Annotated in this window: 24 protein-coding genes and 1 tRNA gene; 11 read left to right on the forward strand and 14 right to left on the reverse strand. The window is 52.4% G+C overall.

Annotated features, from left to right (window positions below; all coding sequences use genetic code 11):
- Positions 1–89 precede the first annotated feature (89 nt).
- The 5 genes from EGT74_RS11470 to EGT74_RS11490 all read right to left on the reverse strand — a co-directional run bounded on the left by EGT74_RS11470 (position 90) and on the right by EGT74_RS11490 (position 3580).
- The gene (locus tag EGT74_RS11470) at positions 90–506 is read right to left on the reverse strand and encodes a hypothetical protein (protein ID WP_123846638.1); all 417 of its coding nucleotides are present in this window, start codon (positions 504–506) and stop codon (positions 90–92) included.
- Positions 507–635: 129 nt separating this feature from the next.
- A complete protein-coding gene (locus EGT74_RS11475; RefSeq protein ID WP_123846639.1) occupies positions 636–1277 on the reverse strand; it encodes a response regulator in 642 nt (213 codons plus the stop codon).
- On the reverse strand, positions 1237–3246 hold the full coding sequence (locus EGT74_RS11480) for a tetratricopeptide repeat-containing sensor histidine kinase (RefSeq protein WP_123846640.1): 2010 nt from the start codon (positions 3244–3246) through the stop codon (positions 1237–1239). Before EGT74_RS11480 ends, EGT74_RS11475 begins: the two co-directional genes overlap by 41 nt.
- A 20-nt stretch (positions 3247–3266) precedes the next feature.
- Positions 3267–3548, reverse strand: a complete 282-nt coding sequence (locus EGT74_RS27350) for a GIY-YIG nuclease family protein (protein ID WP_123846878.1) — start codon at positions 3546–3548, stop codon at positions 3267–3269.
- Positions 3507–3580 (reverse strand) — tRNA-Ala (locus EGT74_RS11490). Before EGT74_RS11490 ends, EGT74_RS27350 begins: the two co-directional genes overlap by 42 nt.
- Before the next feature lie 536 nt (positions 3581–4116).
- On the opposite strand from EGT74_RS11490, the gene EGT74_RS11495 reads away from it, so the two are divergent.
- From EGT74_RS11495 to EGT74_RS11505, 3 genes are all read left to right on the forward strand, one after another.
- The gene (locus tag EGT74_RS11495) at positions 4117–4794 is read left to right on the forward strand and encodes a response regulator transcription factor (RefSeq protein ID WP_123846641.1); all 678 of its coding nucleotides are present in this window, start codon (positions 4117–4119) and stop codon (positions 4792–4794) included.
- A 333-nt stretch (positions 4795–5127) separates the two neighbouring features.
- The gene (locus tag EGT74_RS11500) at positions 5128–6360 is read left to right on the forward strand and encodes a sensor histidine kinase (RefSeq protein WP_123846642.1); all 1233 of its coding nucleotides are present in this window, start codon (positions 5128–5130) and stop codon (positions 6358–6360) included.
- Between the two features lie 314 nt (positions 6361–6674).
- A complete protein-coding gene (locus tag EGT74_RS11505) occupies positions 6675–8159 on the forward strand; it encodes a trypsin-like peptidase domain-containing protein (RefSeq protein ID WP_158618095.1) in 1485 nt (494 codons plus the stop codon).
- Positions 8160–8227: 68 nt separating this feature from the next.
- On the opposite strand, the gene EGT74_RS11510 is transcribed toward EGT74_RS11505, so the two are convergent.
- The 5 genes from EGT74_RS11510 to EGT74_RS11530 all read right to left on the reverse strand — a co-directional run bounded on the left by EGT74_RS11510 (position 8228) and on the right by EGT74_RS11530 (position 13818).
- On the reverse strand, positions 8228–8644 hold the full coding sequence (locus EGT74_RS11510) for a response regulator (protein WP_123846644.1): 417 nt from the start codon (positions 8642–8644) through the stop codon (positions 8228–8230).
- The gene (locus EGT74_RS11515) at positions 8628–9725 is read right to left on the reverse strand and encodes a sensor histidine kinase (protein WP_123846645.1); all 1098 of its coding nucleotides are present in this window, start codon (positions 9723–9725) and stop codon (positions 8628–8630) included. Before EGT74_RS11515 ends, EGT74_RS11510 begins: the two co-directional genes overlap by 17 nt.
- Positions 9726–9740: 15 nt before the next feature.
- On the reverse strand, positions 9741–11915 hold the full coding sequence (locus EGT74_RS11520) for a sensor histidine kinase (protein ID WP_158618096.1): 2175 nt from the start codon (positions 11913–11915) through the stop codon (positions 9741–9743).
- Between the two features lie 73 nt (positions 11916–11988).
- Complete coding sequence (locus EGT74_RS11525; protein WP_123846647.1) at positions 11989–12687, reverse strand: hypothetical protein; 699 nt, start codon at positions 12685–12687, stop codon at positions 11989–11991.
- 27 nt (positions 12688–12714) lie between these two features.
- Positions 12715–13818, reverse strand: a complete 1104-nt coding sequence (locus tag EGT74_RS11530) for a ThiF family adenylyltransferase (RefSeq protein ID WP_123846648.1) — start codon at positions 13816–13818, stop codon at positions 12715–12717.
- Positions 13819–14509: 691 nt separating this feature from the next.
- Between EGT74_RS11530 and EGT74_RS11535 the strand changes: the two genes are divergently transcribed.
- Entirely contained in the window at positions 14510–15232 is a 723-nt protein-coding gene (locus EGT74_RS11535) for a superoxide dismutase (RefSeq protein ID WP_123846649.1), read from the forward strand.
- 266 nt (positions 15233–15498) lie between these two features.
- Here the strand turns inward: EGT74_RS11535 and EGT74_RS11540 are convergent, their stop codons facing one another.
- The 3 genes from EGT74_RS11540 to EGT74_RS11550 form a co-directional block, all read right to left on the reverse strand.
- On the reverse strand, positions 15499–17127 hold the full coding sequence (locus EGT74_RS11540) for an ArnT family glycosyltransferase (protein ID WP_123846650.1): 1629 nt from the start codon (positions 17125–17127) through the stop codon (positions 15499–15501).
- 153 nt (positions 17128–17280) lie between these two features.
- Entirely contained in the window at positions 17281–17958 is a 678-nt protein-coding gene (locus EGT74_RS11545) for a phosphatase PAP2 family protein (protein WP_123846651.1), read from the reverse strand.
- 43 nt (positions 17959–18001) lie between these two features.
- Entirely contained in the window at positions 18002–19447 is a 1446-nt protein-coding gene (locus tag EGT74_RS11550) for an LptF/LptG family permease (RefSeq protein WP_123846652.1), read from the reverse strand.
- Positions 19448–19632: 185 nt separating this feature from the next.
- Between EGT74_RS11550 and EGT74_RS11555 the strand changes: the two genes are divergently transcribed.
- The gene (locus EGT74_RS11555) at positions 19633–20226 is read left to right on the forward strand and encodes a hypothetical protein (RefSeq protein ID WP_123846653.1); all 594 of its coding nucleotides are present in this window, start codon (positions 19633–19635) and stop codon (positions 20224–20226) included.
- A 21-nt stretch (positions 20227–20247) separates the two neighbouring features.
- Here the strand turns inward: EGT74_RS11555 and EGT74_RS11560 are convergent, their stop codons facing one another.
- On the reverse strand, positions 20248–20628 hold the full coding sequence (locus EGT74_RS11560) for an START-like domain-containing protein (RefSeq protein WP_123846654.1): 381 nt from the start codon (positions 20626–20628) through the stop codon (positions 20248–20250).
- Positions 20629–21019: 391 nt separating this feature from the next.
- On the opposite strand from EGT74_RS11560, the gene EGT74_RS11565 reads away from it, so the two are divergent.
- The 6 genes from EGT74_RS11565 to rplS all read left to right on the forward strand — a co-directional run bounded on the left by EGT74_RS11565 (position 21020) and on the right by rplS (position 25752).
- Positions 21020–21895, forward strand: coding sequence for a sigma-70 family RNA polymerase sigma factor (locus EGT74_RS11565; RefSeq protein ID WP_206614510.1), 876 nt, complete (start codon positions 21020–21022; stop codon positions 21893–21895).
- A 166-nt stretch (positions 21896–22061) separates the two neighbouring features.
- Complete coding sequence (ffh, locus tag EGT74_RS11570) at positions 22062–23381, forward strand: signal recognition particle protein (RefSeq protein ID WP_123846655.1); 1320 nt, start codon at positions 22062–22064, stop codon at positions 23379–23381.
- A gap of 250 nt (positions 23382–23631) precedes the next feature.
- Positions 23632–24027: a 30S ribosomal protein S16 gene (gene rpsP, locus EGT74_RS27355; RefSeq protein ID WP_394338030.1), complete on the forward strand. Its 396-nt coding sequence runs from the start codon at positions 23632–23634 to the stop codon at positions 24025–24027.
- A 78-nt stretch (positions 24028–24105) separates the two neighbouring features.
- Complete coding sequence (gene rimM / locus EGT74_RS11580; RefSeq protein ID WP_123846657.1) at positions 24106–24627, forward strand: ribosome maturation factor RimM; 522 nt, start codon at positions 24106–24108, stop codon at positions 24625–24627.
- Positions 24628–24639: 12 nt separating this feature from the next.
- Positions 24640–25320 carry a tRNA (guanosine(37)-N1)-methyltransferase TrmD gene (gene trmD, locus EGT74_RS11585; protein WP_123846658.1) on the forward strand — a complete coding sequence of 227 codons (681 nt, stop codon included), beginning with the start codon at positions 24640–24642 and terminating at the stop codon, positions 25318–25320.
- 81 nt (positions 25321–25401) lie between these two features.
- The gene (gene rplS / locus EGT74_RS11590; protein WP_220392842.1) at positions 25402–25752 is read left to right on the forward strand and encodes a 50S ribosomal protein L19; all 351 of its coding nucleotides are present in this window, start codon (positions 25402–25404) and stop codon (positions 25750–25752) included.
- The last annotated feature ends 259 nt before the right edge of the window (positions 25753–26011 follow it).

Below are 26011 nucleotides of genomic sequence, written 5' to 3' on the forward strand. Positions count from 1 at the left end.
GGAAGAGAGGGGCTATCCCGCCGCATAAGATCAGAAGGCAACAGTACGGGCCATACGAAAATCTCACCGCATGGCCCGCTTTGCCGGCGTTAAGGAAAAATGTATTTGACGGAACCGGCAAACGATCCGCTGCTGCCGGCGAAGGTCTGTGTTTCCATCGGCTGCCCGTTTACGAGAATCTCCGCTTTAACGCTGCCCGGCTTGCTGCTGGCGAAAGTGAAAGTCGCATATTCGTACTGGTTCACCGTTCTTTTGAAACTTTTGGAATAGGGGAGCGGTTTGTCCCTGTCCATGGTAATCCCGCCGGTTTCATTCACGTAATCGATGTTGCCTACCGTAAGCCCGCCAGTCAGTACGGTCACCTTGTATTCGATCGTTACTTCTTTCGGATAGCCGCCACCACCGGGAGGTGCGGGTTTGTCTTTGCTGCAGGAAACAAACAGGCCCGCGGTTAACAGGATGGCCGCAAGGCGGAGGATGTGGGTGTTGAATGCTGTCATGTTCATATGCCTTGATTTGATAAATCACCATGATTGGTGCTGCAAAAATAGACCGGTACGACAGCGGCGGCAATACCATGGCGGCGGTAGACGGATCTACCGTGTTGATGGTATATTTTAAATAAAAGGCGCGTGTCAGAGCAGGGAATAGTCGATGGCGGCCTTGATCAGCGCGGCGGCGTTGTTGACTTTCAGTTTCTGCATGATGTTCTTCCGGTGGGTCTCGGCCGTGAGAATGCTGATGGCAAGCGTGGATGCGATCTGCGGGTTGGTGAGGCCGCCGGCGATCAGCCGCAGCACTTCTTTTTCGCGGCGCGTCAAATGGGGGATTTCACCGGGCCCGGGACTGCCGCCGGCAGCCAGGATTTCCTGCACGTCGGCGCCCAGTACGATGCGTTTGTCGATCAGCTGTTTGATGGCGTCGGTGAGGGCGGCGGACGATGTGTTTTTCAGCATGTAGCCATTGGCGCCGTTCTGCAGCATCTGCAGGATAATGGTGCGTTCGGCGGATGCGCTCAGCGCCAGGATCCGGATGGACTTGTCGAGCTGCCTGATCCGCCGGCAAAGCTCGATGCCGCTGATGTCCGGCAGGCTGATATCGAGCAGCACCACGTCCGCAGGCTGCGTTTCCAGGAAAGCCAGCGCTTCGAGCCCATGCGTAAAACTGCCGGCTAGTGCGATGTCCGGGTTATTGGCCAGCAGCGATCTGATGCCTTCCTGCATCAGGAGGTGGTCTTCAATGATCAGTAGCGATACCGGGTGTTGTTTGTTGTACATCGATCTCAATATTTACCGTTGTGCCTGTGCCGGGCGTAGACTGGATATCCAGTTTCCCCTTCAGGTAATCAACACGTGCCTGAATATTCTGTAACCCCATGCTGTTTTCCGGGATGGGAGCGTTTGTGTCGAATCCTTTGCCGTCGTCTTCCACGGTGACAGACAGTTCATGGTCCCTTTGCAGGCATTGCACCAGGATGTTGCGCGCACCCGCATGCCTGACGGCATTGTTCACCAGTTCCTGCACCAGCCGGTAGATCATGATCTGGTGCGGCTGCGGCAGATCCGGTTGTATGCCGAAACCCTGGAACACAATATTGATACCATTTTGCGGAATAGCGGCGCAAAGATCTTTCAGCGCTGCCTCCAGCCCGAACCGCAGCAATGTTTCCGGCATCATGTTATGCGCAATGCGCCGTAGCTCCTGTGATGCGCCGTCGAGCTCCGCTACTATCCGGTGGAGGGCTTTCGCATCGCCGCCACGTGCGGCCTCATCGGCGATGTCGGCCGTCTTCAGCCGGATGCTGGCCATGGTGCCGCCAAGGCCATCATGCAGGTCGCGGGCGAGCCTTTTGCGTTCCATTTCCTGCCCTTCCAGCATCGCCGAAAAATTATCGAGGCGTTGCGCCTGCCTGATATTTTCCATTTCGCGGTAGTGCAGCTGCTCTTTTTGCCGTGCGGAACGATGCCTGTTCCGGTACACGATGAAAATGAGCAGCGCCGCCAGTACCGCTACCAGCAAGCCCGCCAGCAACAGAAAAATATACGCGCGGTTGCGCTGCAGGTTGAGCTGTTGTTGTTTGCTTTCATTTTCGAGCACCAGGATCTTCTTTTCCTGCTCGGTGGCCCGGTATTTCATCTCCAGCGAATGCAGGCGAACGTCGCTTTCTTCCTTTTTGAGGCTGTCGTTCAACTGCACATACTCCCGCAGGTACTGCAGCGCTGCCGCCGGATTGTTCATTTTTTCTTCCAGCCCGGAAAGGCGTTGCAGCCCGTGCAGTATGTTGTTCGCCCAGTTGATGCGGCGCGACAATGCGAGGTATTGTTCCATGATTTTTTTGGCGGACTGGTATCGCCCCTGTGCCGCGTACAGATCGTGCAGGGCATCGAGCGCGTTGGCGGTGTTCAGGGGGAAGGGATCCGGGCTTGCTTTTAAAGCATGCAGGTACGATTTTTCGGCGGCTGCGTATTGTTTTGTCCGGAAGAAATAGAGCCCCTGTGCGATGTCGAATTGTGCCAACATGGAGTGGTCAGTGGTGTCGAGATGTTGCCGCGCTTCGTCGAGGTGGCGACGCATGGCATCGAGGCTGTCGAGGTCGCTGGCGCACCAGGCCGCGGCGATCAGTGCGTCTGTCAGCTGAGGTGAAGGACGGTGACGGTGAAAGGCGATACCTTTAAGGAGGTAACCGTAAGCTTTGGTAAACTGTTCCCCGTTATAAAATTTTGCGCCCACGTTAAAATTGGCAACGGCCAGTGAAAGTGTATCTCTTGCCTGCTCCAGCATCGGGATTACGCTTAGGATCATTTCGAGTTCTTTTTCCGCCATTCCCCGCTGACCGTATATCCCGCCGAGGTTGCCCGTCAGTTTGGCCCTGATGGCCACGGCGGCGAGACTGGTATCGCCCGCAACAGTAGCGAGGCCGGCTTTGTATTGCGCTTCCGAAGAGTCGAGTTGGCTGTATGCATAATATACCCTCCCGAAGTTGAAACGGGCTTTGGCGATGCCGATAGTGAAGCGTTGCGCCGTTTGCAAACGGAGGGCTTCTGCGGCCGCGCGGAAGGCCCCTGCGGAATCCGTCGGCCTTAATACATCCGATAACATCACCAGCAGGTTGCCCCTGGCGGTGTCGCTCTTTGTAACGGAAATAAGCTGCCGTAAACTATCGGCTTTTCTGGACGAGGGTTGTGCCATGCCGGCATGGAACAATAGCAGCAGCAGCCATAACAAACACGGGCGCCTGAAATTCATAAGCGATGAATATGTGGATTTTAAGGTAGGATATTCTTTTCAGGATGCAAAGAGAAGCTGGGAGGATTACCGGCTTTCCGCAAAAATGTCGCTCGATACGGAGGCCGGGAGATCTCTAGTCTTTTTTCAAGATTGCCGGTATGGCCGATGTAATACTTGTTACTACCGAAGGAGTAGAGAATATACACATAAAAGATGCTCATTCTTGCAGGTTTAACAAACAAAAAGCCCTTACCTGTGACGGTAAGGGCTGAATTCTGTGGAGGATAGCGGGTTCGAACCGCTGACCTCTTGCATGCCATGCAAGCGCTCTACCAAACTGAGCTAATCCCCCTTGAATGGAGTGCAAATTTAGGCGCTTTTTTGAAAAAACAAAAAATAATTCTTCTGGTAGGAATAATTCCGGGAAGCGGCGGTGGCCAGCTGGCGCTGGGTTGCCTCCCGTCCACCGCTGTTCGGAACTATTTCGCGCCGGAATTTGGCGGAATGAGTTTTTTGACCGTATATTTGTCTATCGTTTCAGTGGACTAATAGAAGTTACAACCCACTCTCCCCGTTATCTGAATATCCGCAAATCAGTTGTTAAAAAGCTTCGCCAGGCTGCGGGAGAAGCGTGCGCATGAATTACTTGGTGGTAAATTATCCGGCGCAATGTCATCCCGCCAGCTCTGGCACTACAATAAAATCTGATCCTGTTTAACCTGACGAGAAGAAGGCCGATGTGGCTGCCGATCCCGCGCCGGTTGTAATGCCTTCCGCAATACCGGAGATCGGGAGATAGTCTATATGGTTGATTTTCACGTCCGGGGAATTCCCTCCCCGGGCTTTTTTATCTAACAATTTCTGTATTTTGACGTTGCTATAAACGGTATGAAGATCCTCATCATTGAAGACGAATCAGCGCTTGGTAAAAGTATCGCCGCCTACCTGGAAGCGGAAAGTTATACCTGCGAACTGGCGCCGGACAAAAAAACGGCACTGGATAAAATCGAGGCATTCGACTATGACTGCATCCTGCTCGACATTTCCCTGCCCGACGGCAATGGCCTGCAGGTGCTGGAAGTGCTGAAAAAAAACCTCAAAACGGAAGGCGTCATCATTATTTCCGCCCGCGACGGCATCGACGACCGCATCCGGGGCCTTCAGCTGGGGGCAGACGATTATCTCACGAAACCTTTCCACTTCTCCGAACTGAGCGCGCGCATCGCCGCTGTTATCCGCCGCCGCCGCTTTGCTGGCAATCAGGTGCTGGAAGCCGAAGGCCTGCAGCTCGACCCGCAGGCCCGCACGGTGAAAGTGGAGCAAATACCGGTAGACCTCACCAAAAAGGAATACGATTTGCTGCTCTACCTGCTCACCAACCGCAACCGCGTGATCTCCAAACAGGCCATCGCGGAACATTTGTCGGGAGACGGGGAGGGGCTGTTCGATAACTATGATTTTATCTACGCCCATATGAAGAACCTGAAGAAAAAACTGCTGCAGGCGGGCTGGACAGACCGTATCAAGGCGATTTACGGGATGGGGTATAAAATGGAAGTTCCCTGATGGGGAGGATGAAACAACATTCCAATGGAAGAAAGGAACTGATGGGGTATGAGCCCATGGGGCCCGCAGAACAAAAATGAACTGATGACATAACATTCCGTCAGCCCATCCCAAAAGACGGAATGAACTTGATGATACAGCGTTCTATCAGGCAACAAAAAAGATAGAAAGAATCGACGAAATGACATTCCATCAAACCAATAAAAAGATGAAAAATACTGATGAGAACATTCCATCAGACTAAAAAAAAGGTAAAAAGTACCAGGGACATAACATCCCATCAGACCGCTAACAAAAACAAGAAGAACTAACATCCACCAGATAGCTAAAAAGATGAAACTGCTGAATAAAACCGTGCGATATTATTTCCTGCTGTCGGTCATTGTACTGCTGGTGGCGATTCCCGTGTTTTATTTCGTGTTGAAAAAAATAGTGATCGCTAACGTGGATGCGCGGCTGGTAGCCACCAAAACCCAGCTGATACCGCGTTTGCAGGTGATGGAATTCAAAAACGGCGAGCCCGTGCTGGGCAACGATATTACCCTCGAAAAGGCGGCGCCGAACACGGGCCGCGACTCCCTGTACACGGCGGATACCTACCGCCTGCTCACGTCGCACCTCGTTATCAACCGCGAAACCTACCGCCTCCGGATCAAATCATCCATCGCCAACCACGAAAGGCTCATCACCAGCATCATCATTCTCCAGGTACTACTGCTCACATTCCTGCTGGCGGGTTTACTGCTCGTCAACCGGAGCCTTTCGCGCAAAGTGTGGGATCCTTTTTACAAAACCCTGCAGAAACTGCGCGCGTATAAGGTAGACGACCCGGGGCCGTTGCAGCTGGCGCCGTCTTCCATCAACGAATTCGCCGAACTGAACACCGCCCTGGAGCAACTGGCGGAACGCAGCCGCCAGGCATATATCGCACAGAAGGAATTTGCTGAAAATGCCTCGCACGAAATGCGCACGCCATTGGCCATCTTCCAGGGAAAACTGGAACTGCTGATGCAAACGGATCCGTTGTCGGAAGAACAGGCGGGCCTCATCACGGATCTGGCCACGGCCAGCCAGCGTATGGCGCGCCTCAATAAAGGCCTCATCCTGCTCACCCGCATCCAGAACGGACAGTTCCCCGAAACGGAAAACGTATCCGTCCGCCGGACCGCCGAAAACCTCCTCGAACAATACCAGCCGCAGCTACAGCAGAAAGAGCTGACGGTGCAGCGTGAATGGACAAACGACCTCTCGGTATCCGTCAATCCCACCCTCATGGAAGTACTCCTGGGGAACCTGCTGGCCAATGCTATCCGCCACAACATCCCCCGCGGCAACATCATCGTAAGGCTCGCCGCCGGCACCTTCACCGTGCAGAACACCGGCCAACCCTTCGCCTTGCCGGAAGAGCGCATTTTTCACCGTTTCAGCAAACAAAGCACCGATGCGGACAGCATGGGGCTGGGGCTGGAGATCGTGCGCAAAATCTGCGACCTGTACGGCTTCAGCATTACTTACCAGTACGCTCATCCGCTGCATACGTTCCGGGTGCAGATGCAGCAGGCGTGAACTGCACATTCGCGTCACGCGTATTTAACCGGATAGTATCTATTACCCCCGACGCCTTGTTTTGAATTGTTCCCCTCTGTTACTGCAAGCACACTGCCATTCGGATAACCTGTGCCAGACACAAAATCATATATCCCGGGTACTTTATTCTTTTCAATTGCCCCCATCCTGCATCTACCCCACAGAATGAGTTTCCAGCCCCGTAATGACGCCCCTTCCTCCTAATAAAACGTTAAATCCACCGTCCTCCTCCCGTTTATTCAGAATCTGTTCAGAATGCTCCGTCACTTTTACGGTATCTAAAACAGATGATTATGAATAAAAAGACAGTATTTGCCACTATCGCACTTGTAGGGGCAATCGTTGTCGGCGGATTCGCCCTGAGCGGTAAAACCGGCGACCTATATCATAAAATCACTACCGACGAAACCCAGCCCCTGATCCGTACCGCTTATTCCGGCCCCGTCAACAACCAGCCGGTAAGCTTTGAACAGGCTGCCGACGCGGCGGTGCCTTCCGTGGTACACATCCGCACCGTGGTAAAATCCCGCCAGGTTGCACAGCAGCAAAACCCCTTTGAAGGAATGGACGACGATATTTTCCGCCACTTCTTCGGTGACGGGGGCGGCCGCCGCTTCCAGCAACCGGAACAGCGCGCCTCCGGCTCGGGTGTGATCATCAGCGGCGACGGGTACATCGTGACCAACAACCACGTGGTGAACGGCGCGTCCGATATCACGGTGACCCTTTCCAACCGAAAAAATTACAAAGCGGAAGTGGTGGGCACGGATCCCAATACAGACCTGGCCCTGATCAAGGTAGACGGTAAAAACCTGCCCGTGATGCCCGTGGGCAACTCGGACGATGTGAAGCTGGGCCAGTGGGTGATGGCCATCGGTTATCCCCTCAACCTCGACGTGACGGTGACCCAGGGCATCATCAGCGCCAAATCGCGTAACATCGGCATCAACCGCCAGGCGGCGGCGCCCGTGGAATCTTTCCTGCAAACAGACGCAGCGGTGAACCCGGGCAGTAGCGGCGGCGCGCTGGTGAACACCAACGGTGAGCTGATCGGCATCAATGCCGCCATCGCTTCACCCACCGGTTCCTACGCAGGCTATGCCTATGCCATCCCTTCCAACCTCATGAAAAAAGTGATCAACGATATCAAACAGTTCGGCAGCGTTCAGCGCGGTTACCTCGGCATCAGCATGGCGCCGGAAAACCTCGACGATGCGCAGAAAAAAGAACTGGGCATTAAAGACGACGAGAAAGGGGTATTCGTGGCCGGCATCGACCCCAGCGGCGCGGCTGCCGCGGCGGGCATCAAACAGGGCGACGTGATCACCCATATCAACGGCGCTCCCGTAGGCTCCGGCGCACAGCTGTCGGAACAGATCGCACGCCAGAAGCCGGGCGACAAAGTGAAGCTCAGCTACCTCCGGAATGGCTCCGGCCAGGATGCGGAAGTAACGCTGAAAGGTAAAATGGGCGCCATCGCCGGTGCCGCCAGCGCCACTGTCCAGTCGCTCGGCGCCGACTTCGCCACCCTGCCGGCCGGTGATGCCCGCGAAATGGGCATTGCAGGCGGTGTACAGGTGACCGACATCGGTGAAGGTGTACTGGCCGACCAGACGAACATGAAAAAAGGATTTGTGATCACGCGGGTGGGCGGTATGGCCGTTCGCAGCGTGGACGAACTGAAAGCGGCGTTGCAGCGCCTGAGCGGGAACTTCCAGATAGAAGGGATGTATCCGGGCAGCGACAAAGTATACTACTACGGTATTAACGACTATTGAGAATTTAGTAACTAGGGGGTTAATTTTAAGTGTGAACAGGCTTCTCCATATTGATGGGGAAGCCTTTTTTATTGCTCCTTGAAAATGCCTTCGATCACTTCTTTCAGCTCCTTGGGCTGCAGGGGCTTCTTTAAAAGCCTTATCACCAGCGGGTTGGCGTTGGTGCGGGAGATATCCCCGAAGTCGAGCGACGACGACACCATGATGATGTAACACTGGTTCTTGATCTTTTTAGGATAGGAGTCGAAAGACCGCAGGAATTCGAATCCGTCCATTTCCGGCATCTGGATGTCGAGCAGGATGACCGTGGGAGGGATGTGGGGCAGGGTGATGTTGCTCGATAGGAATTCGAGCGCTTTGTTGGCATTGCTGAATGCCAGGATCGTTCTGCTGATCTGCTGAATGGATATCAGCCGTTCATGCAGCAGCAGATCGATGTCGTTATCATCGATCAGTATGACGCGCAGATCAGGAATCGAATTCATTTCTGTTCGGGATAGAGATTTCAAATTGAGTGCCCTCTCCGTACCTGGAGTCCACCCCAATGGTGCCTCCGATTTTGTTCAGCGCCTCTTTCACAATGTATAAACCAATACCGCTGCCGGGCTTGTTGTTGTTTTTCGAGCGGAAGAACATTTTAAAAATGTTGCTCAGGTGCTCGCTCAAAATACCGATACCATTGTCTTCTATCCTGATAGTGGCCTTATGCGGCTCTACTTTTACAGACAGGTTGACCTGCGGGCTCGATTCATCGGGCTTCTGATATTTAACGGCGTTGGATATGAGATTGTTCAGTATAACGCTGATACGGAAAAAATCGCCCTTGAACGGTACGTGCTGATCGATTTTGACGTTGAACCGGATGGTGGTGTTCTGATGCTTGAAAGTGTCGATACAATCATTGATCAGCGCGGCAAAATCGATTTTCTCGAACTCCAGGTCGAGGCGCGAATTGCGGTAATACTCAATTATCTTCTGTATGAAACTGTCGAGACGGGTGATGCACACTTCGATCATGCCCATGTACCCCTGCGGGTCGGTCATGCTGTTGTCGAGCCGGCTGAGGTTGATGATGCCCTGTACGCTCATCAGCGGCGCGCGGAGGTCGTGCGAAGTGGAATAGATGAAACGGTTGAGCTCGTCGTTGGTCTTTTCCAGCTCCAGCACCTTTTCTTTCAGCTGTTTGCGGGCCGAATAGATCTCATAGGCGTTGTTGATGGTTTTGAACAGCTCATGCTCGTCCCATGGTTTTTTGATATAGGAAAAGATATGGCCCTTGTTGATGGCGTCGATGATATCTTCCACATCCGTATAACCCGTGAGGAGAATGCGGATGGGATCCGGCAGAATGTCTTTTATTTCATGGAAGAACTCAACGCCGGTGGTGGTCGGCATTTTCTGGTCGGCAATAATGATATGCACTTCGATGCCCTTCAGTACCTGCATTCCCTCCGCCGCCGAGTTGGCGGTATAGATCTCATAGCTGCGCCTGAAATTGGCGCGGAATGCATTGAGGTTATGTACTTCGTCGTCGATGTACAGGATCCTGATACGGTTATTTTTCATGAAGGGTCTTGTTAATTAGGACATTTGACTCTGACTCTGGCTCTGAACACTAGGCACAATCGGCACATGAAGTGGTAAATATATAATAAATTCCGCTCCTTTACCCGGCTCGGACTCAACAAGTATCCGGCCATGGTGTTTTTCGATGATGCTGAAAACGATGGAAAGCCCGAGCCCGGTGCCTTCTCCCACGTCTTTGGTGGTAAAGAAAGGCTCGAAGATCTTTTCCTTCACCTTGTCCGTCATGCCGATGCCGCTGTCTTTAATGCTGATACTCACCAGTTTATCTGCTTCGAGATAGCGGGTGCTGATGGTAAGGGATTCCTGGCCCTGTTCCGGTTTCATTTTAATGGCGTTCAGGGCGTTGTTGATGATGTTGAGGAACACCTGGTTCAGTTTCCCGGCGAAACATTCGATTTTGGGGAGCTCACCGTAGTTATAGATCACTTCCACGTTTTTGGGGATGTTGTTCCGCAGCAGCACCATGGTGGAGTTAAGCCCTTCATGGAGGTCTACGAACTTCAGGTCGCTCTCGTCGAGGCGGCTGAACGTGCGCAGGCCTTTTACGATTTCGGCGGTACGGTTGGCGCCGTCTTCGATGCCGCGGATCAAAGTGTCTATTTCGCTGTGAACGTAATCGATATCAATCTGCTGTTTGAACTGCTCAATATCGGCCAGTTTCTCCTCGATGTTATCCGGGGATTTGATGGCTTCATAGCGTTTGAGCAGGTTTTTGAGGTCTTCAAAATCGAGCTTCAGCGGTTTGATATTCGATGTAACAAAGTTAATGGGATTATTGATCTCATGCGCAATACCGGCTGTGAGCTGGCCAAGGGAGGCCATTTTTTCGGCTTCCACCAGCTGGGTCTGGGCTTCCTTCAGGTTGCTGAGGGCCTTGTTCAGTTCCACGTTGCTGTTTTGCAGGGCCTCGGTTCTTTCCAGCACCTTGGCTTCCAAAATCACGTTCTGTTCGCGTACCAGCTGTTCGTTTTCCTGCGATATGCGCAGGGCCATGGCCTGCGATTCTTCTTTTTCCTTGCGGTAGATGTTGATCTTGTTGGCCAGGGCGAAAGACAGCAGGGTGACTTCGGCCGCCGAGCCTACCTGCAGGGCGTAGTAGGTAAAGTCGTTATACGGCAGTATGTTGAAGTTGCGCAGCACGAAAATACACACGCTGGTGAGGAAGATGCTCCAGGCCACCAGGAAGTAGCGAGCCGGTATGAAACCCCGGCGCGCCACCTTGTACCCCACAAAAATAGCCAGCAGCGAAGCCGCCATGGCGATCATCTGCGCCATCATGTTGGCGATGAAATATTTGTCGAGGAAGGTGGGGATGAACACCAGCGAATATGCCACGATCACACCGGTGAGGATGTTGTGGCCGAGTTTGTATTTTTCGCGGGTGTGCAGGAACGACTGTATGAACAGAGCCGCCGTGATACCGTTCAGGATCGGGATAATGAGGGTATCATGGGTGGCCAGCCAGATGTTGTTGGGCCAGAGGAACCGGAAGGTGTAACCCTGCTGTGAGGCCTGTGTGAGGCCCACGCAAACGATGTAGCTGACGTAAACGAGGTAGCTCCGGTCGCGGATGGTGAGATAAATGAAAAGGTTATACAACGCCATCACGAGGATGATGCCAATGTACAGCCCGAAAATGAAGTTACGCTCGTTGTTTTTGGCGTTGAGGGCGCTTTCGCCGCCAAGGTACATGGGCAGCTGCGCCTGCTCGCCGGCTTTTACCTTCAGGTAAAATTCCCGGCTTTCGCCACGGGCAAGATCAAGCGGGAAAATATAGTTCTGATGGTCGTACGGGCGGTTTTTATACGGCTGGAACTGGCCCAGCTCCACTATTTTGTATCCGCCGCCGGGCGACACTTCATAGAGGGTGATTTCGTCGATAGTGGGGTATTCCACTTCCAGCATGAGCCGGTTGAGCCCGGTTTCGTTGGTGATCACAAAGCGGGCCCAGTTGCTGAACGGGGAAATCTGGAGGTTGGGCACGTCGGTTCCGGCAGCCGTAAAGGCCTGTTTCCGGACCTGGTCGATCGTCAGCTGGTTGGTGCTGTCACGGAATAATTCAAGGTACCGGCCTATCTGCATCAGCTTTGAACTGTCGTTATAAACGACGCGGGGCTCCTCTGCAAAGGTGGCCAGTTGCACCTGCAGGCAGAGGATTAATAAAACCAAAAAACGTATCGGCATCTTAAAATCGAAATTGCAACGTCAATTTACTGATGTTATACCAGTAAACATAACAGTTTTATCGGACCATCTGGGGTAGCCCCAGCTGGTAATTTACTTCAAATGTACCTTTTGGCCCGGTTTCCGTTCTTATCTGGTTCGGGTTGGCCCGTAGATTAAAGATCAAATCCTTCTCGACCTGTTCGGCACTGGACACCTCGTGGATGTCCTTGATAATCATTGCCGTAGCCACCAGGTCGTCTTTCGGATAATAGAAAACGCCCTCATTGCCCAGCGAGGTGTCTATCACGGCGCCCACCCTTTTGGCGCCCCGGGTGGTAATGGGGGCGCACAATACGTGCACGTTCTTCACTGGCAGCTGCGTCATCAGCGCCACGCATACCCTGCTCAGGATGAGGCTGCCGATGCCCATGCCCGCCACCTCCTTGGAGTTCCAGAGCCCGCAGATCTCGGCGCTGCCCGGGACCACGTCGGTATATATTTTAGGATCGTACTTGCCGATGGCCACCTCTATCGGTAACGGCAACACACCGTCGGCTATCTGCACGCGCGCGCCGCCGTATGTTTTTGTGCCGGTGTCGTCCTCCACGATGACCACTACGGTGTTCTTATGTGATATCCAGTCCTGGTTGCCGGATGTAATCTTGGTAATCCCGAAATAGATCTGCAGCAGCTTGCTGTGGCCCTCGTAGAACCGCAAAGCCGCTTCCGGGTCGTCCGGTGCGAAAAAAGCCCTTACATTAATCGGTGCACTCATTGATTGCTCTTTTAGGTTACAGGGGCATTATTGAATGAGTTGATCAAAATCCACATAATACCGGCCTGACGATTGCAGCTGGTTCAGCAGGATGCGCCTGCAGGTGTCTGCAACCATTGCGCCGCCCAGCATCACGCTCGATGCCAGCTGGGGCCAGGTGGTAATTGTTTTTCCAACTTCTCCCAATGAATATTTCATGCGTGGGCTCATATGTGCCATGCCGGCCATGGGGCCCAGTATAGGTATTTTTTCTTCATTGGTCAGGTGTTTGAGCGTTTTCAGGTCCGCGATATCAGGAATCAGGCCGTGCAGCAGGGGATAGGTGGGGTCGAGGTCGTACCGCTCGATGTCCAGCATCCCCCGGTCGTTGGTATCCATCACCACCGGTACCTGCAGCGTTTTTGCTTTTTTGCGGCTCATGATCTTCACATCCACCCCGTCGCACTCTTCCACCAATACATCCAGTTTGCCGCCTCCCGTCATAAAGGCATCCAGGTTTTCTTCAGTGGCGCCGTCGGTAAAACAAACCACTTTGAGGTAGGGGTCCAGTTCGGCAATCTCACGGGCGGCCAGTATCACCTTGGGCATGCCCAGGTTAAAAACCGCAGTGCGCAACCGGTTCAGGTTGCTCAGTTCCACCGTATCGAAATCGGCCAGCCGAAGCTCTCCCCCGATGCGCTCCATCGCCAGCGTCACCGCGATGCTTTGCCCTACAGAAAGCCCGATGACCCCGATTTTTTTGGCGCCCAGCACATCCCTTTCTTCCACCGTTATTTTATGCAGGTTGCGCGACGTGCGCATGGCGATGAATTCTTTTTCTCCCAGTAAATGCACCAGTTTTTCAGCCCAGGGATAATACACCCACATGCCGTAGTCTTCCGCCGGAACGCCGTTGAGATGCCGTTGTACGGCTTCGTCCGACTCCTGCGGCGTTAACGGGCGGGTGGGATGCAGGCTTTTGATCAGCTCTTTCAACTGACCGTAAAGCTCATCGTAAACTCTGATCTGCGGATGGTTCCGCAGCAATTGCAGCAAAGCGGCCTTTTCTTCCCCATTAGCGGGATTATAAAACACTGGCGTATGGGTCAATTGCTCAAGCCTTGTCTGCTGTACGCGTTCCTGGATAATCATGCTGCTTCCTGAACTGTTTTTTTACAGTGAATGATGTTGCCTTTTTTAATGATGCCTGGTAATGTTCGTTAGGTTATCTCCAAAGGGCCAAAGTATAAGTACCTCACCAGACCCACGTTCACTGAAGGGGCCGCGGGGCCTTTCTTCGTCCTACAGATCATACATTAATCAGTATAAAAACAAGTATAAAAAATGTTCTAATAATTCGTTTATCGGGTTATTCCGGGCATAAAAACGGAAAATCTGACGGCACCGCCCCTGCGGGCGAAATATTCCACTGCATCTATGTATCTATTATAATGTAAATGAGCTAAATTCAATTCCAAACTTCACCTTTCCGGTAAAGCAAGCATAACAGCTGTTGTTAAACATTGGGCGGGGATGATGGACGAGCTCCGGCTGAAACCGGTGAAGACAGTATAGGGCTCGCACGGCCTTTCGGGGGCCGGGGCAAGGCAATTACTTTTGCCTGGGATAAATAGCTTCATCTTTTTAGAGAATGATTAGATATACGACAACTACACATGAATATAAAAGTAAAATAGCAATTTATTTCAAATTAAACTATAAACAGCTGCTTTATTTTGCAGTTTTTGCAAAAATAACGATTAAATCATACATGAAGCTGGTGTAAAATTTGCGTGTAATTAAACGCTATCTTTTAGATTTGTAAGAATTAATTCAGATTACCATGCATAAAAGAGAATTCCTCAAAGTGGCGGGCCTTGCCGGCTTGGCCGCCATGGCAGACCCGAAAGGCCTGTTTGCCGCGGAGGGCAGCAAAACCCTGTTGACAGAAAAAGCACCTTTCACGCTACCGCCTTTGCCTTATGCGTTTGATGCGCTGGAGCCCAATATAGACAAGCTGACGATGGAGATCCACCACGACAAGCACCACGCGGCATATGTAAAGAATCTCAACGATGCCCTCAAAGGCAACGCCCTCGAAAGCCAGACCCTCGAAGGCATCCTGGCGAAAGTGACCGCCAAGGATGCAGCCATCCGCAACAATGGCGGCGGGCATTACAACCACAGCCTGTTCTGGACCATCCTGAGCCCCAAGGCCACCACACCGTCCGCCAAACTGAGCGCGGCCATCAATAAAGCTTTCGGCTCTTTCGATACCTTCAAACAGAAATTCGGTGATGCCGCCAAAGGCGTATTCGGTTCCGGCTGGGCCTGGCTGATCGTGAAAAAAGACGGCTCGCTGGCGATTACGTCCACCCCTAACCAGGACAATCCCCTGATGCTCCAGCTGGTCAAAGAACCAGGCACGCCCATTCTTGGCCTCGACGTATGGGAACATGCCTATTACCTCAAGCACCAGAATAAGCGCCCCGACTATATTGCAGCGTTCTGGAACGCCGTGAACTGGGACGAAGTGGAGAAACGCCTGAACGCGGTGAAAAAATAACGGCGTGCTTTCCGGTCAGGAGAGTCGATTCACATGATAACAGCACCGCAGGCAAAATTCACGCCCTTGCGGCCGACATATAAAAAGGGCTGACGCATGCAATCGTCAGCCCTTTTTGATGTTGCAGCGCTTCGCCGCTGCTTGTTTTATTTTGAAATACAACACATTCTTTCGTATGCCTGTCCGCTCTTATTTCCCCTGGCGCCGCAAACCCGGCTGTAGGGCCCATCTCACAAACCGGTCAGTCCCGATAGAATGCCCCGGCGTTATTTCCGCTTGAAAAACACGAACCCGTTCTTTTCGCCGATCAGCTCCAGGTTGGGATGCGCCCGCCACGGCTCGCTGTCGGTGATCCGGCAAATGAAGTAGGCCGGTTTGTCGATCCGCCCCTCGAGCAGCCATTGTTCCTTGTTTTTGTAATATTCCGGGTTGGTGGACGGCTGTTTGCGGGTATAATACAAATGGGCGTAGCTGAAATAGGATAACGGTTTCACATATACGTCTTTCCCCTGGAACTGCTCATAAAACTCGATCGCCGCGTTCTGTGAGAAACGTTCCACCTTCGGCACAAAATGCAGCACCGTTACCTGGATGATGAGGATGGTGCTGACGAACAGGCATAAAAGCCCCCGCTGCACTTTTTTCGAAAACAGGAATACACAACTGACGATCACCAGCACGATGTAGGTAAGCCCGTAGGCCATTTCGCCGTAACTGAACGATACGTCGGCCTGGAGGTTCGCTTTGGCGAATTTGTCGCCGATGTGGGGGATGAGCTCGTTTTTATAGATGCCCACCAGCGGCAGCAGGCTGATGGCCAGCCCCAGCACCACGCCGATGAACAGGATGAGGCTGATGTTCCATCCCTTTAGCGTGAAGCGGCCTTCGAGCAACCGGTACACCTGCAGCGCGGCAAGGTAGCTCAGCGGGAAATAACACAGCGAGGAGTAATGGACAATCTTGGTTTTGACGATGGAAAACAGCAGCAATACCACCCAGAACAGTATCCACATCCACACTTTAAAATCTTTCGCTTCCGCGGGCTGCTGCATGTATATCGATTTGGTGCGGCTGGTCTGGATGTAACTGAGCAGAAAGATGCTGGCCGGGAAACATCCTATCAGCAATACTATCCAGTGATAGAAGAACGGCCCGCCATGGCCAGCGTCGGGCGTGCTGAAGAGCCGCCACTGGTAAATCACGAACTCGTTCACGAACCACCAGCCATGCATGATGATCTCGTACCCGAACCAGAGCGCGGTCGTCAGCAACGCAAAGAGCGCTATCAGCAGCAGGTGCCTGATTTTGATATGGATGCGGAATTTATTGTAGATCCAGTACACGATCAGTACCAGCACGGCGATCAGGATGGCGGCAGGCCCTTTGGTGAGTACGGCCAGACCCAGGCTGGCGCCACTGAAAATGGCCATCCGTGCAGGTTTGGGTGCGTAGCCGATGCGGTAGGCGAAGTATATGGCCAGGAAGATGAAATAGTTGAAAGTGGGATCGATGATGCCGGACTTGAAATAAAAATGCGGCAACCACGAACCCGCATATACGAGGGCCCACCAGAGGCCGAATTTTTCATCCACCTGTTTTTTACCGATATGGTAGAAGGTCAGCAGGGTCACGATGCCGATCACGGCGTTGGGGAAGCGGGCCGCAAAATCGTTGATGCCGAACAGCTGCATGCTGATGGCCTGCATCCAGATGAACAGCGGGGGCTTTTCCCAGAAGGGGGCAAAATCGATCTGCACCTGGGAGTAGTTGCCGGTCACGATCATTTCACGGGCAGCTTCCGCAAAGTTGATCTCGTCCCAGTCAAACAAATGAACGGCTCCCAAAAAAGGAATGAACAACAGAGCCGCCACAATAGCTATCAACAGATACTTCATCCGGTTAATTATTGAGTTTTCAAGGCCGGATGCAACCCCGCAGGCGTTCCCCGTTATGGGAAACATCCTTCTTGCGCGGTTTCATCAGGATGTAAGGATTCAAGCGAAGCGCTAAGTTCGCAAAGAAACGGTAATATTTAAAGGATTTAAATATTATGCTATGCCCGCCGGCGGTGTGATGACGGTATTGTGCAGGCAGGTAGTGCCCGGCGTCTGGCTTCTCCTGTACTCGAACAGCCAGTACAGCATGGTGCTGCAAAGGGTGCCGATGATACTGCCGAAATATACGTCGGCGAAGAAGTGCTGGCTGAGATAGAGCCTGCTGTGGGCCGTGGAGAGCGCCAGTACAAAAAGCAGGAAGCCCCATTTTTTGTTATGCAGGATCAGCGCCAGGAAACTGAACATGCCGAAGGCGGTGGAAGTATGGCCGGACGGAAAACTCAGGCCGCTGTGCACGTTGATCCAGGGAACGATATGCAGGATGGCGGGATCCTGGAAATAGAGGATAGGCCGGGGATCGTTCACGTAATGTTTGATACACTGCACCACCAGGGTGATAAAAAGAAGGGAGCCGGCGCCGACGAGGAACAGCCGCCACTTGCGCATGATCATCAGCACCACGAGCATTACGCCGAAAGCAATCCCGTCGCCGAGATAGGTGCTGCCGGTCACCAGTATGTCGGCCAGGGGACAATGCGCGCCGTTCACGCCCAGGAATAACTGGTCTTTGGAATAAAGGGATAGCAGCGTGCCGCCGGTGAGTACCCATAGGAAAAACGGGACATAAAAATAACGGTTTGACTGCACCAGGGCTGCCAGTGTTTTCAACATGCAAGTAAAAGTTGTAGGTCCGTAAAATGTTTTGCAGAAAGGGCTACGTGCTTATTTCATGTTTGGTACGCCGTTTCTGGATGTATTTTCTGAATTTTTGATATGATCTGTAATAGAATTCTTTGTTGAACAGCTGTGAGTCGTTCATGGCTTTGTACACGAGGAAGGCGGCTATAGGAACCAGTACCAGGTTGGCCAGCCACATCCCGCTCCACGACGCCATTACATCCTTACGGGCCATTTTCTCCCCTAACATAAAAAATATATTGAAGATCACAAAGAATATAACGGCAAAAACGAGCGGAGTCCCTAGTCCGCCTTTCCGGATAATGGAGCCCAAAGGCGCCCCGATCAGGAACAATACGATACAGGCGGCCGCCAGCGAGAACTTCCGCTGCCATTCCACCTTGTACAGGGATATTTTGGAGAAATTGTCGCCATACTCCTTGGCCGGGCTGCTGAGGGAGGATTCGGTTTCGCGGAGGTTGGATTCCACCCTTTCCAGCACATAACGCTGGTTGGCGGCGGGGATGACCTGCAGGAAACTGTCGACCTGCAACGGCGGCGCGCTGGCCAGCCAGCCGGTGTCTTTCCATTTATAGAACGGGTAGCGGCTGGTCACATAGGCGTTCACGGTACGGATGAAAATGGAGTCGCGGTTGCGCAGGGAGTCGATGCTTTTGTCGAGCTGGCGGATGTTGAGCATCTGCTGGTTGTCGGCAAACAGGTCCATATTCAGGCGGCTGAACGCAAAGTCGCTGAGGTCGAAAGGTTTTTTATATTTTTTGAAGCCCATGCGCACCAGCTCGTTGTTGCTGTTGCCCCTGGCCTCGCTGTGGTCTTCGTAGCGCCAGCCGTTCTCGAGGGTGAACTCGAGGAAACGTTTGTCGGCCGACAGTTCCATGGTGCCTTTTTCGGCCAGGATAAGCCTTTCGGCCCGGCTGCCCTCCGTACGGTCGTAGATCATGACCTGGTGGATGGTTTTATTGTCGGGCTCCTTGCGGGCTACCTTGATCACGTAGTTGGGAATATCGCCGTAAAACACGCCCTGTTTGATGTTGAAGGCGGGTTTGGAGTTGGTGATGTCCCACAGCAGGGACTTTGCGCGCAGGTTGGCGATGGGAATGATGTAGTTGGAAAACAGGAATGCGCCGAGCGCAATGAAGGCCGAAAAGATGGCCAGCGGGCGGATGAAGCGCAGCAGCGAAATGCCGGCCGATTTGATGGCCACCAGTTCGAAGCTTTCCCCGAGGTTGCCGAAAGTCATGATGGAAGAGAGCAGCACCGCCAGCGGCATGGCCAGGGGCACGAGGCTCGCGCTGGTATAGGCCAGCAGCTCCACGATCACAGGCGTATCCAGCCCCTTGCCCACCAGGTCGTCGATGTACTTCCACACAAACTGCATGATGAGCACGAACAGGGTCACGAAGAAAGTGGCCACAAAGGGGCCGACAAATGTTTTGATGATGAGTTTATCGAGTTTCTTCACAACCGCCGAATAAAAAATAGCTTTAGTAAAATGTAAAACTGCCTGATTTTCAATATACTTTTGTCTGCAGGCATTGCAAAGTTAACACGAATCCCGCAAGCACGGAAGGGAGCGGAATACAAAAAAGCGTTAATTTATTGTATACCGTATTTTAGCCGGATAAACCCTGCGGCAAACAACAACAGATGGAAGCATACAAACTGAACACGATAGAGCAAAGCACGGTATTGGACGCGGATTTTATCCTGCGGAAAAACAGGATCATGGAAAAGGTGTACCACCTGTTCGGCGCGCTGCAGCAGGCCATGGCGGCGGAGCCGGCGATAGGAGGGCTGGCGCTGCCTGGCGGCATGCCGCCCAAGATTTCGCGGGGAGAGCAGTACGGGGGCCTGCCGTATGCGGTGCTGGATTACCCGCGGCTCTTCGGTCGCGACGATGTTTTCGCCTGCCGGAGCTTTTTCTGGTGGGGGCGTTTTTTCAGCATCACCCTCCACCTGTCCGGCGCCCCCCTTCACCGCTACCGCGCCGTGCTCGGCCGGTTGCAGGATCAACTGGGAGACTGGTATGTTTGTGTGCACGAAAGCCCCTGGGAGCACCACTTTGAGGCGGATAACTACCGGGCAGTACGGTCCCTTACGGCCGGAGAATGGCAGAGCCTGATGCAGGGGACTTTTGTAAAGCTTGCAAGAAAATACGAGTTGCAGGATTGGGAAAACATCATTTCCAGGGCCGTACCGGCGTATGCGGCACTGCTGAATATGCTGGAAGAAAAGGGGTAGAGGGGGCGAGCCCGTACGGCACTAGTTGCCGATACGGTGGAAAAGATCTTTGATCTGGTAATCCCACAACTGGCTCTGATCCGCCACTTCCTTCTTCTCGGCGAAATCTCTGATCACCAGTATGGTCATATTGGTAACTTCGGAAATCTGGATCCTGAATTCGAAAAATTCATTTTTAGGAGCGTGTAACCAACGTAAACGGATATACTCATCGTCCTCCTGCTCCAGCACCTCGGCCTCTTCAGCCGAACCGTTCCATGAAAACGAAAAAACATTATCCCTGAAATCTACTTTATCTGCAAACCATTCCTGTAAGCCTGCGGGGGTGGATAGAAATTCATATAAGATACTTGGAGAGCACCGAACCGGATATTCTAACTCATATTGCACTTTCTTTGACATCGCACTGTATTATTAATAAATCAAAATCATCTGCATGCAATTATAGAAAAATATTTATTCTATCAAAATAAATTTTGAATTTTTTTCGATATATTAACGTATTCGAAGGCACGGGTAAGCAAATCTTAAAATATAATGTTTTTTAACTATGTATTGAGCGGTTCCTGACCGCTTTATTCACCTTTATTGCCTTTCAACACATCAAGATCTGCTAAAACAGCATTAGCAGGCCCCTTGGGTCCCGCCGGTTAAGGATTATCTGCCAACAATCGATTTAGCTTAAAAAGGTTTTAACAGTACATTATTTTTTTTGGGCGGTATCTAAAAAAAGTTATTTTTGTCTAGCATTCTTCTAAATTAACTATTATTAACCTGTAACTGTTCCCGTGCTATGTCAATGCGCCAACTCAAAATCACGAAGTCGATCACCAATCGTGAGTCACAGTCGCTAGAAAAGTATCTGCAGGAGATCGGCAAAGTGGATCTCATCACGCCGGAAGAAGAAGTGAACCTGGCTATCCGCATTAAACAGGGAGACCAGCGGGCTTTAGAGAAGCTAACCAAAGCCAACCTGCGCTTTGTGGTATCTGTTGCGAAACAATACCAGAATCAGGGCCTGTCCCTTTCAGACCTTATCAACGAAGGCAACCTCGGCCTCATCAAAGCCGCTCAACGCTTTGACGAAACACGCGGTTTCAAATTTATTTCTTACGCTGTTTGGTGGATCCGCCAGTCTATTCTCCAGGCTTTGGCCGAACAGTCCCGCATTGTGCGCCTGCCGCTCAATAAAGTGGGCCTCTCCAACAAAATCAGCAAAGCATATTCCCAATTGGAACAGGAATTCGAAAGAGAGCCGTCTCCCGACGAACTGGCCACCATTCTCGAGATCAATACGGAAGAAGTGGAAGCCACCCTCGGCGTAGCCGCCCGCCACGTGTCGATGGACGCGCCGTTCATTGACGGGGAAGACAACTCCCTGCTCGATGTGCTCGAAAACCCGAACGCCGTGAGCGCCGACGAGGAACTGGATCACCACGACTCCCTCCGCCGCGAAATCGAACGTTCGCTCTCCACCCTCACCGACCGCCAGAAAGACGTGATCATGCTCTATTTCGGCATCGGCGTGGAACATCCCATGTCCCTCGAAGACATCGGCGAAAAATTCGGCCTCACCCGCGAAAGGGTGCGCCAGATCAAAGACAAAGCGATCACGAAGCTCCGCACCACCTCCCGCAGCAAACTGCTGCGCAATTACCTGGGAGGCTGATAACGGCGCACAACATAACTTATATTGAGAATGGTGAATATTCGGACAGATATTCACCATTTTTTATTGCAAGCCTCTTTCTTTTCTTATTTTTGCAATCCTGTGGTAAATACCGCGCCCCGCGCAGGGTTTACTTTTTGTTTATACTATATTACTTTTTATCACAATGTTTGAATCATTATCGGAGCGGCTTGAGTCGGCCTTCAAGCAACTGAAAGGGGAGGGCCGCATCTCGGAAATCAACGTGGCCACTACTGTGAAAGAAATCCGCAGGGCCCTGGTAGACGCAGACGTGAACTATAAAATTGCCAAGGAGTTTACCGATAAGGTGAAAGACAAGGCGATGGGCGAAAAAGTGCTCACCGCCATCTCTCCCGGCCAGCTGATGGTGAAAATCGTGAAAGACGAGCTGGTGGAGCTCATGGGCACCACCGAAGCGGAGCTGGACCTGAAAGGCAACCCCACCGTTATCCTCATCGCCGGCCTGCAGGGCTCGGGTAAAACCACCTTCTCCGGCAAACTCGCCAGCTTCCTCAAAACCAAAAAAGGCAAGAAACCCCTGCTCGTGGCGGCCGACATCTACCGCCCCGCGGCGATCGACCAGCTGAAAGTGCTCGGCGGCCAGATCGGGGTGGAAGTGTACAGCGAACCGGAGAACAAAAACGCCGTACAGATCGCTGAAAACGCCGTAAAAGACGCCAAAGCCAAAGGATATAACGTGGTGATCGTGGATACCGCCGGCCGCCTGGCCGTAGACGAGGCCATGATGACCGAGGTGACCAACGTGCGAAACGCCGTGAAACCCCAGGAAATCCTCTTCGTGGTGGATTCCATGACCGGCCAGGATGCCGTGAACACGGCCAAGGCGTTCAACGACCGCCTCGACTTCTCCGGCATTGTGCTCACCAAGCTCGATGGCGATACCCGCGGCGGTGCGGCCCTGACCATTACCTATACGGTGCAGAAGCCCATCAAGTTCGTGAGCATGGGCGAAAAGCTCGATACGCTCGACGTGTTCTACCCCGAACGTATGGCGCAGCGTATCCTGGGCATGGGCGACATCACCACACTCGTGGAAAGGGCCCAGGCGCAGTTCAACGAAGAGCAGGCCAAGAAGCTCGAAAAGAAAATCCGCCAGAACCAGTTCGATTTCGACGACTTTAAAGAGCAGCTGCAGCAGATCAAGAAGATGGGCAGCATCAAAGACCTGCTCGGTATGATACCCGGCGTGGGCAAAGCGGTGAAGGACCTCGACATCAGCGACGATTCCTTCAAAGGCATCGAAGCCATCATCAATTCCATGACGCCCGAGGAAAGGGGCAACCCCGACCTGATCGACGGCAGCCGTCGCAAGCGCATCGCCAAAGGCGCCGGCAAGGAGATCCAGGACGTGAACCAGTTCATGAAGCAGTTCGAGCAGATGAGACAGATGATGAAAATGATGAATAAGATGCCCGGTGGCGCCAAGGGGTTGAAAATGCGGTAAGACCGTCAACCCGGTAGGCAGATTTTGAATCAAAATCACTTATAATAGCCTGACTTTCAATCTGCAATTCGTGATATCTAATTTGTAATTGAAAAAATTTGGGCAATTTGAATTTATGGGCTACATTTGCTGCCCCAATTAGAAACAATATTTTTTAACAACTCGCAACAAATAATTCGACTTATTTATGCCAGTAAAGATCAGATTACAGAGACACGGCGCAAAAAAGAGACCTTTTTATTTTATTGTAGTGGCTGATGCCCGCGCGCCCAGGGATGGTAAATTCATCCAGAAAATTGGTACTTACAATCCTTTGACTGTACCGGCTTCCATCAACATCGATACGCAGAAAGCACTCCGCTGGCTGCAGAAAGGTGCTCAGCCGACCGATACCGTTAGAAGGATCCTTTCTTTCAAAGGTGTATTGTACCTGAAACACCTCCTGAGAGGGGTTAAACTCGGCTTGTTTGATGAGCCTACCGCTTACACCAAGTTCGAACAATGGCAGGCAGACCACGAAGAAAAAGTATCTGCACGCCGCGAAAGCCAGAAAAGAGCCGTACGTGCCGCTCAACCGGTAGTACGCAAAGTGGAGGATGTTCCTGCTGCTCCCGCCGCTTCTGAAGGCGAAGCTCCTGAAGCATAATTCACCAGATAACATACTGCAAAAAAGGGAAGATTTGTTCGCAAATATTCCCTTTTTGCTTTTATAAAGGCGTTCCGCATGGCTAATTACTTCAATATCGGCAAGCTGGCCGCCGTTTACGGCACGGAAGGGGAATTCATCCTCCGTCACAGCCTGGGCCGGAAAACGGCCCTGAAAGACATTGCCGCCGTGTTCATCGAAGAGCGGAAAGACAGCTTCCTCCCGTATTTCGTGGAAAAGGCCAAAGCCAAAGACACGGAGAACATATACCTCAAACTCGAGGGCATCAATACCCGCGAGGAAGCCCGGAAACTGCTCCAGAAGGGTGTTTACCTGGAAGAAGCGGATTTCAAGGGGCTGGCGTCCGCCTCCGCGCCCCTGTCGCTGCTGGGTTTTACGGCCACCGATAAAACCGAGGGCGAACTGGGCAAAATAGAGGAGATCATCGAAATGCCGCAACAGGTGCTGGCGCGGGTGACGTACCGGGAAAAGGAAATGCTGCTCCCCCTCAACGAACAGACCCTGCTGAAAGTCGATAAAAAACAGCAGATCGTGCACCTCGACCTGCCGGAAGGCCTGCTCGACGTTTATTTAGGATAAAACAACCACATCATGCGCATAGATATCATTACCGTATTGCCGGAACTGCTGGAGAGCCCCTTCGCGCACTCCATCATGAAGCGCGCCCGGAACAAAGGCCTCCTGGAGGTGAATGTGCATCACCTGCGGCAGTATTCGAATTTCCGCCAGAACCAGGTAGACGACTACCAGTTCGGCGGTGGCGCCGGTATGGTGATGATGATCGAGCCCCTGGTAAACGCCATCGAAGCCCTGCAGAAGGAGGTGACGTACGACGAAGTGATCTACCTGACCCCCGACGGGCAGACCTTTAACCAGCAAATGGCCAACCGCCTGTCGCTCAAAGGCAACCTGCTGCTCATCTGTGGCCATTACAAGGGGATCGACGAGCGGGTGCGTGAACATTTCGTGACCATGGAGATCTCCATCGGCGATTTCGTACTGTCCGGCGGGGAACTGGCCGCCGCGGTGCTGGTAGACGCCATCGGCCGCCTGCTGCCCGGGGTGCTGAACGACGAAACGTCGGCCCTGTTCGATTCTTTTCAGGATAACCTGCTGGCCCCGCCCGTGTACACCCGGCCGGAGGAGTTCAGGGGCTGGAAAGTGCCGCCGGTGCTGATGAGCGGCGATCACCGCAAGATCGAGGAGTGGCGCCACGAGGAGGCCCTGAAGCGCACTAAAGACCGCCGCCCGGACCTTTTACAGCATGATTAAAAAGATATTTTATTAAAAACCGGGAAAAGGTCTTGGTAATTGGATATTCTTCCTTACCTTTGCCGTCCTATAAATAATTGAATGATGAACGCAATTTCTTTTGTTCACGAGCAGCTGACTGCTAACAAGCAATTTCCGAAGTTTAAAGCCGGTGACAACATCACCGTTAACTATAAGATCGTTGAAGGTAACAAGGAGCGTATCCAGTCCTTCAAGGGCGATGTGGTAAAAATCCAGGGTACTGGTTTTACCGCTTCTTTCACCGTTCGTAAAATCTCCGACGGAGTAGGCGTTGAAAGGCTGTTCCCCTTCTATTCTCCCAATGTTGAATCCATTGTGCTGAATAAAGTGGGTAAAGTAAGAAGGGCTAAACTGTACTACCTGCGCGAGCGCCAGGGTAAAGCAGCCCGTATCAAAGAAAAAAGGGTTTAGTATTTTATACAGGGAAATTAGTGAAACGGGAGTCCGCAAAGGCTCCCGTTTTCTTTTTGCCCTTTAGCGGCGGGCTGTTCAGCGTTGGGGCATCGCAGGGTGGCGAATCCGGAGGCTCTCCGGCAATACCTGATGAATATTCCCTGTGGCGTTGGTTTCATTCCTTTATCTGCCTGGAATAGGAAGAGGGTGCTCTCTTGATCATTGTTTCGTCGAATCCGGGGTCTCTCTGGCGATACCTGATGAACACTGCCTGTGG

It is taken from the genome of Chitinophaga lutea (genome assembly GCF_003813775.1).
In the GTDB taxonomy this organism is placed as follows: domain Bacteria; phylum Bacteroidota; class Bacteroidia; order Chitinophagales; family Chitinophagaceae; genus Chitinophaga; species Chitinophaga lutea.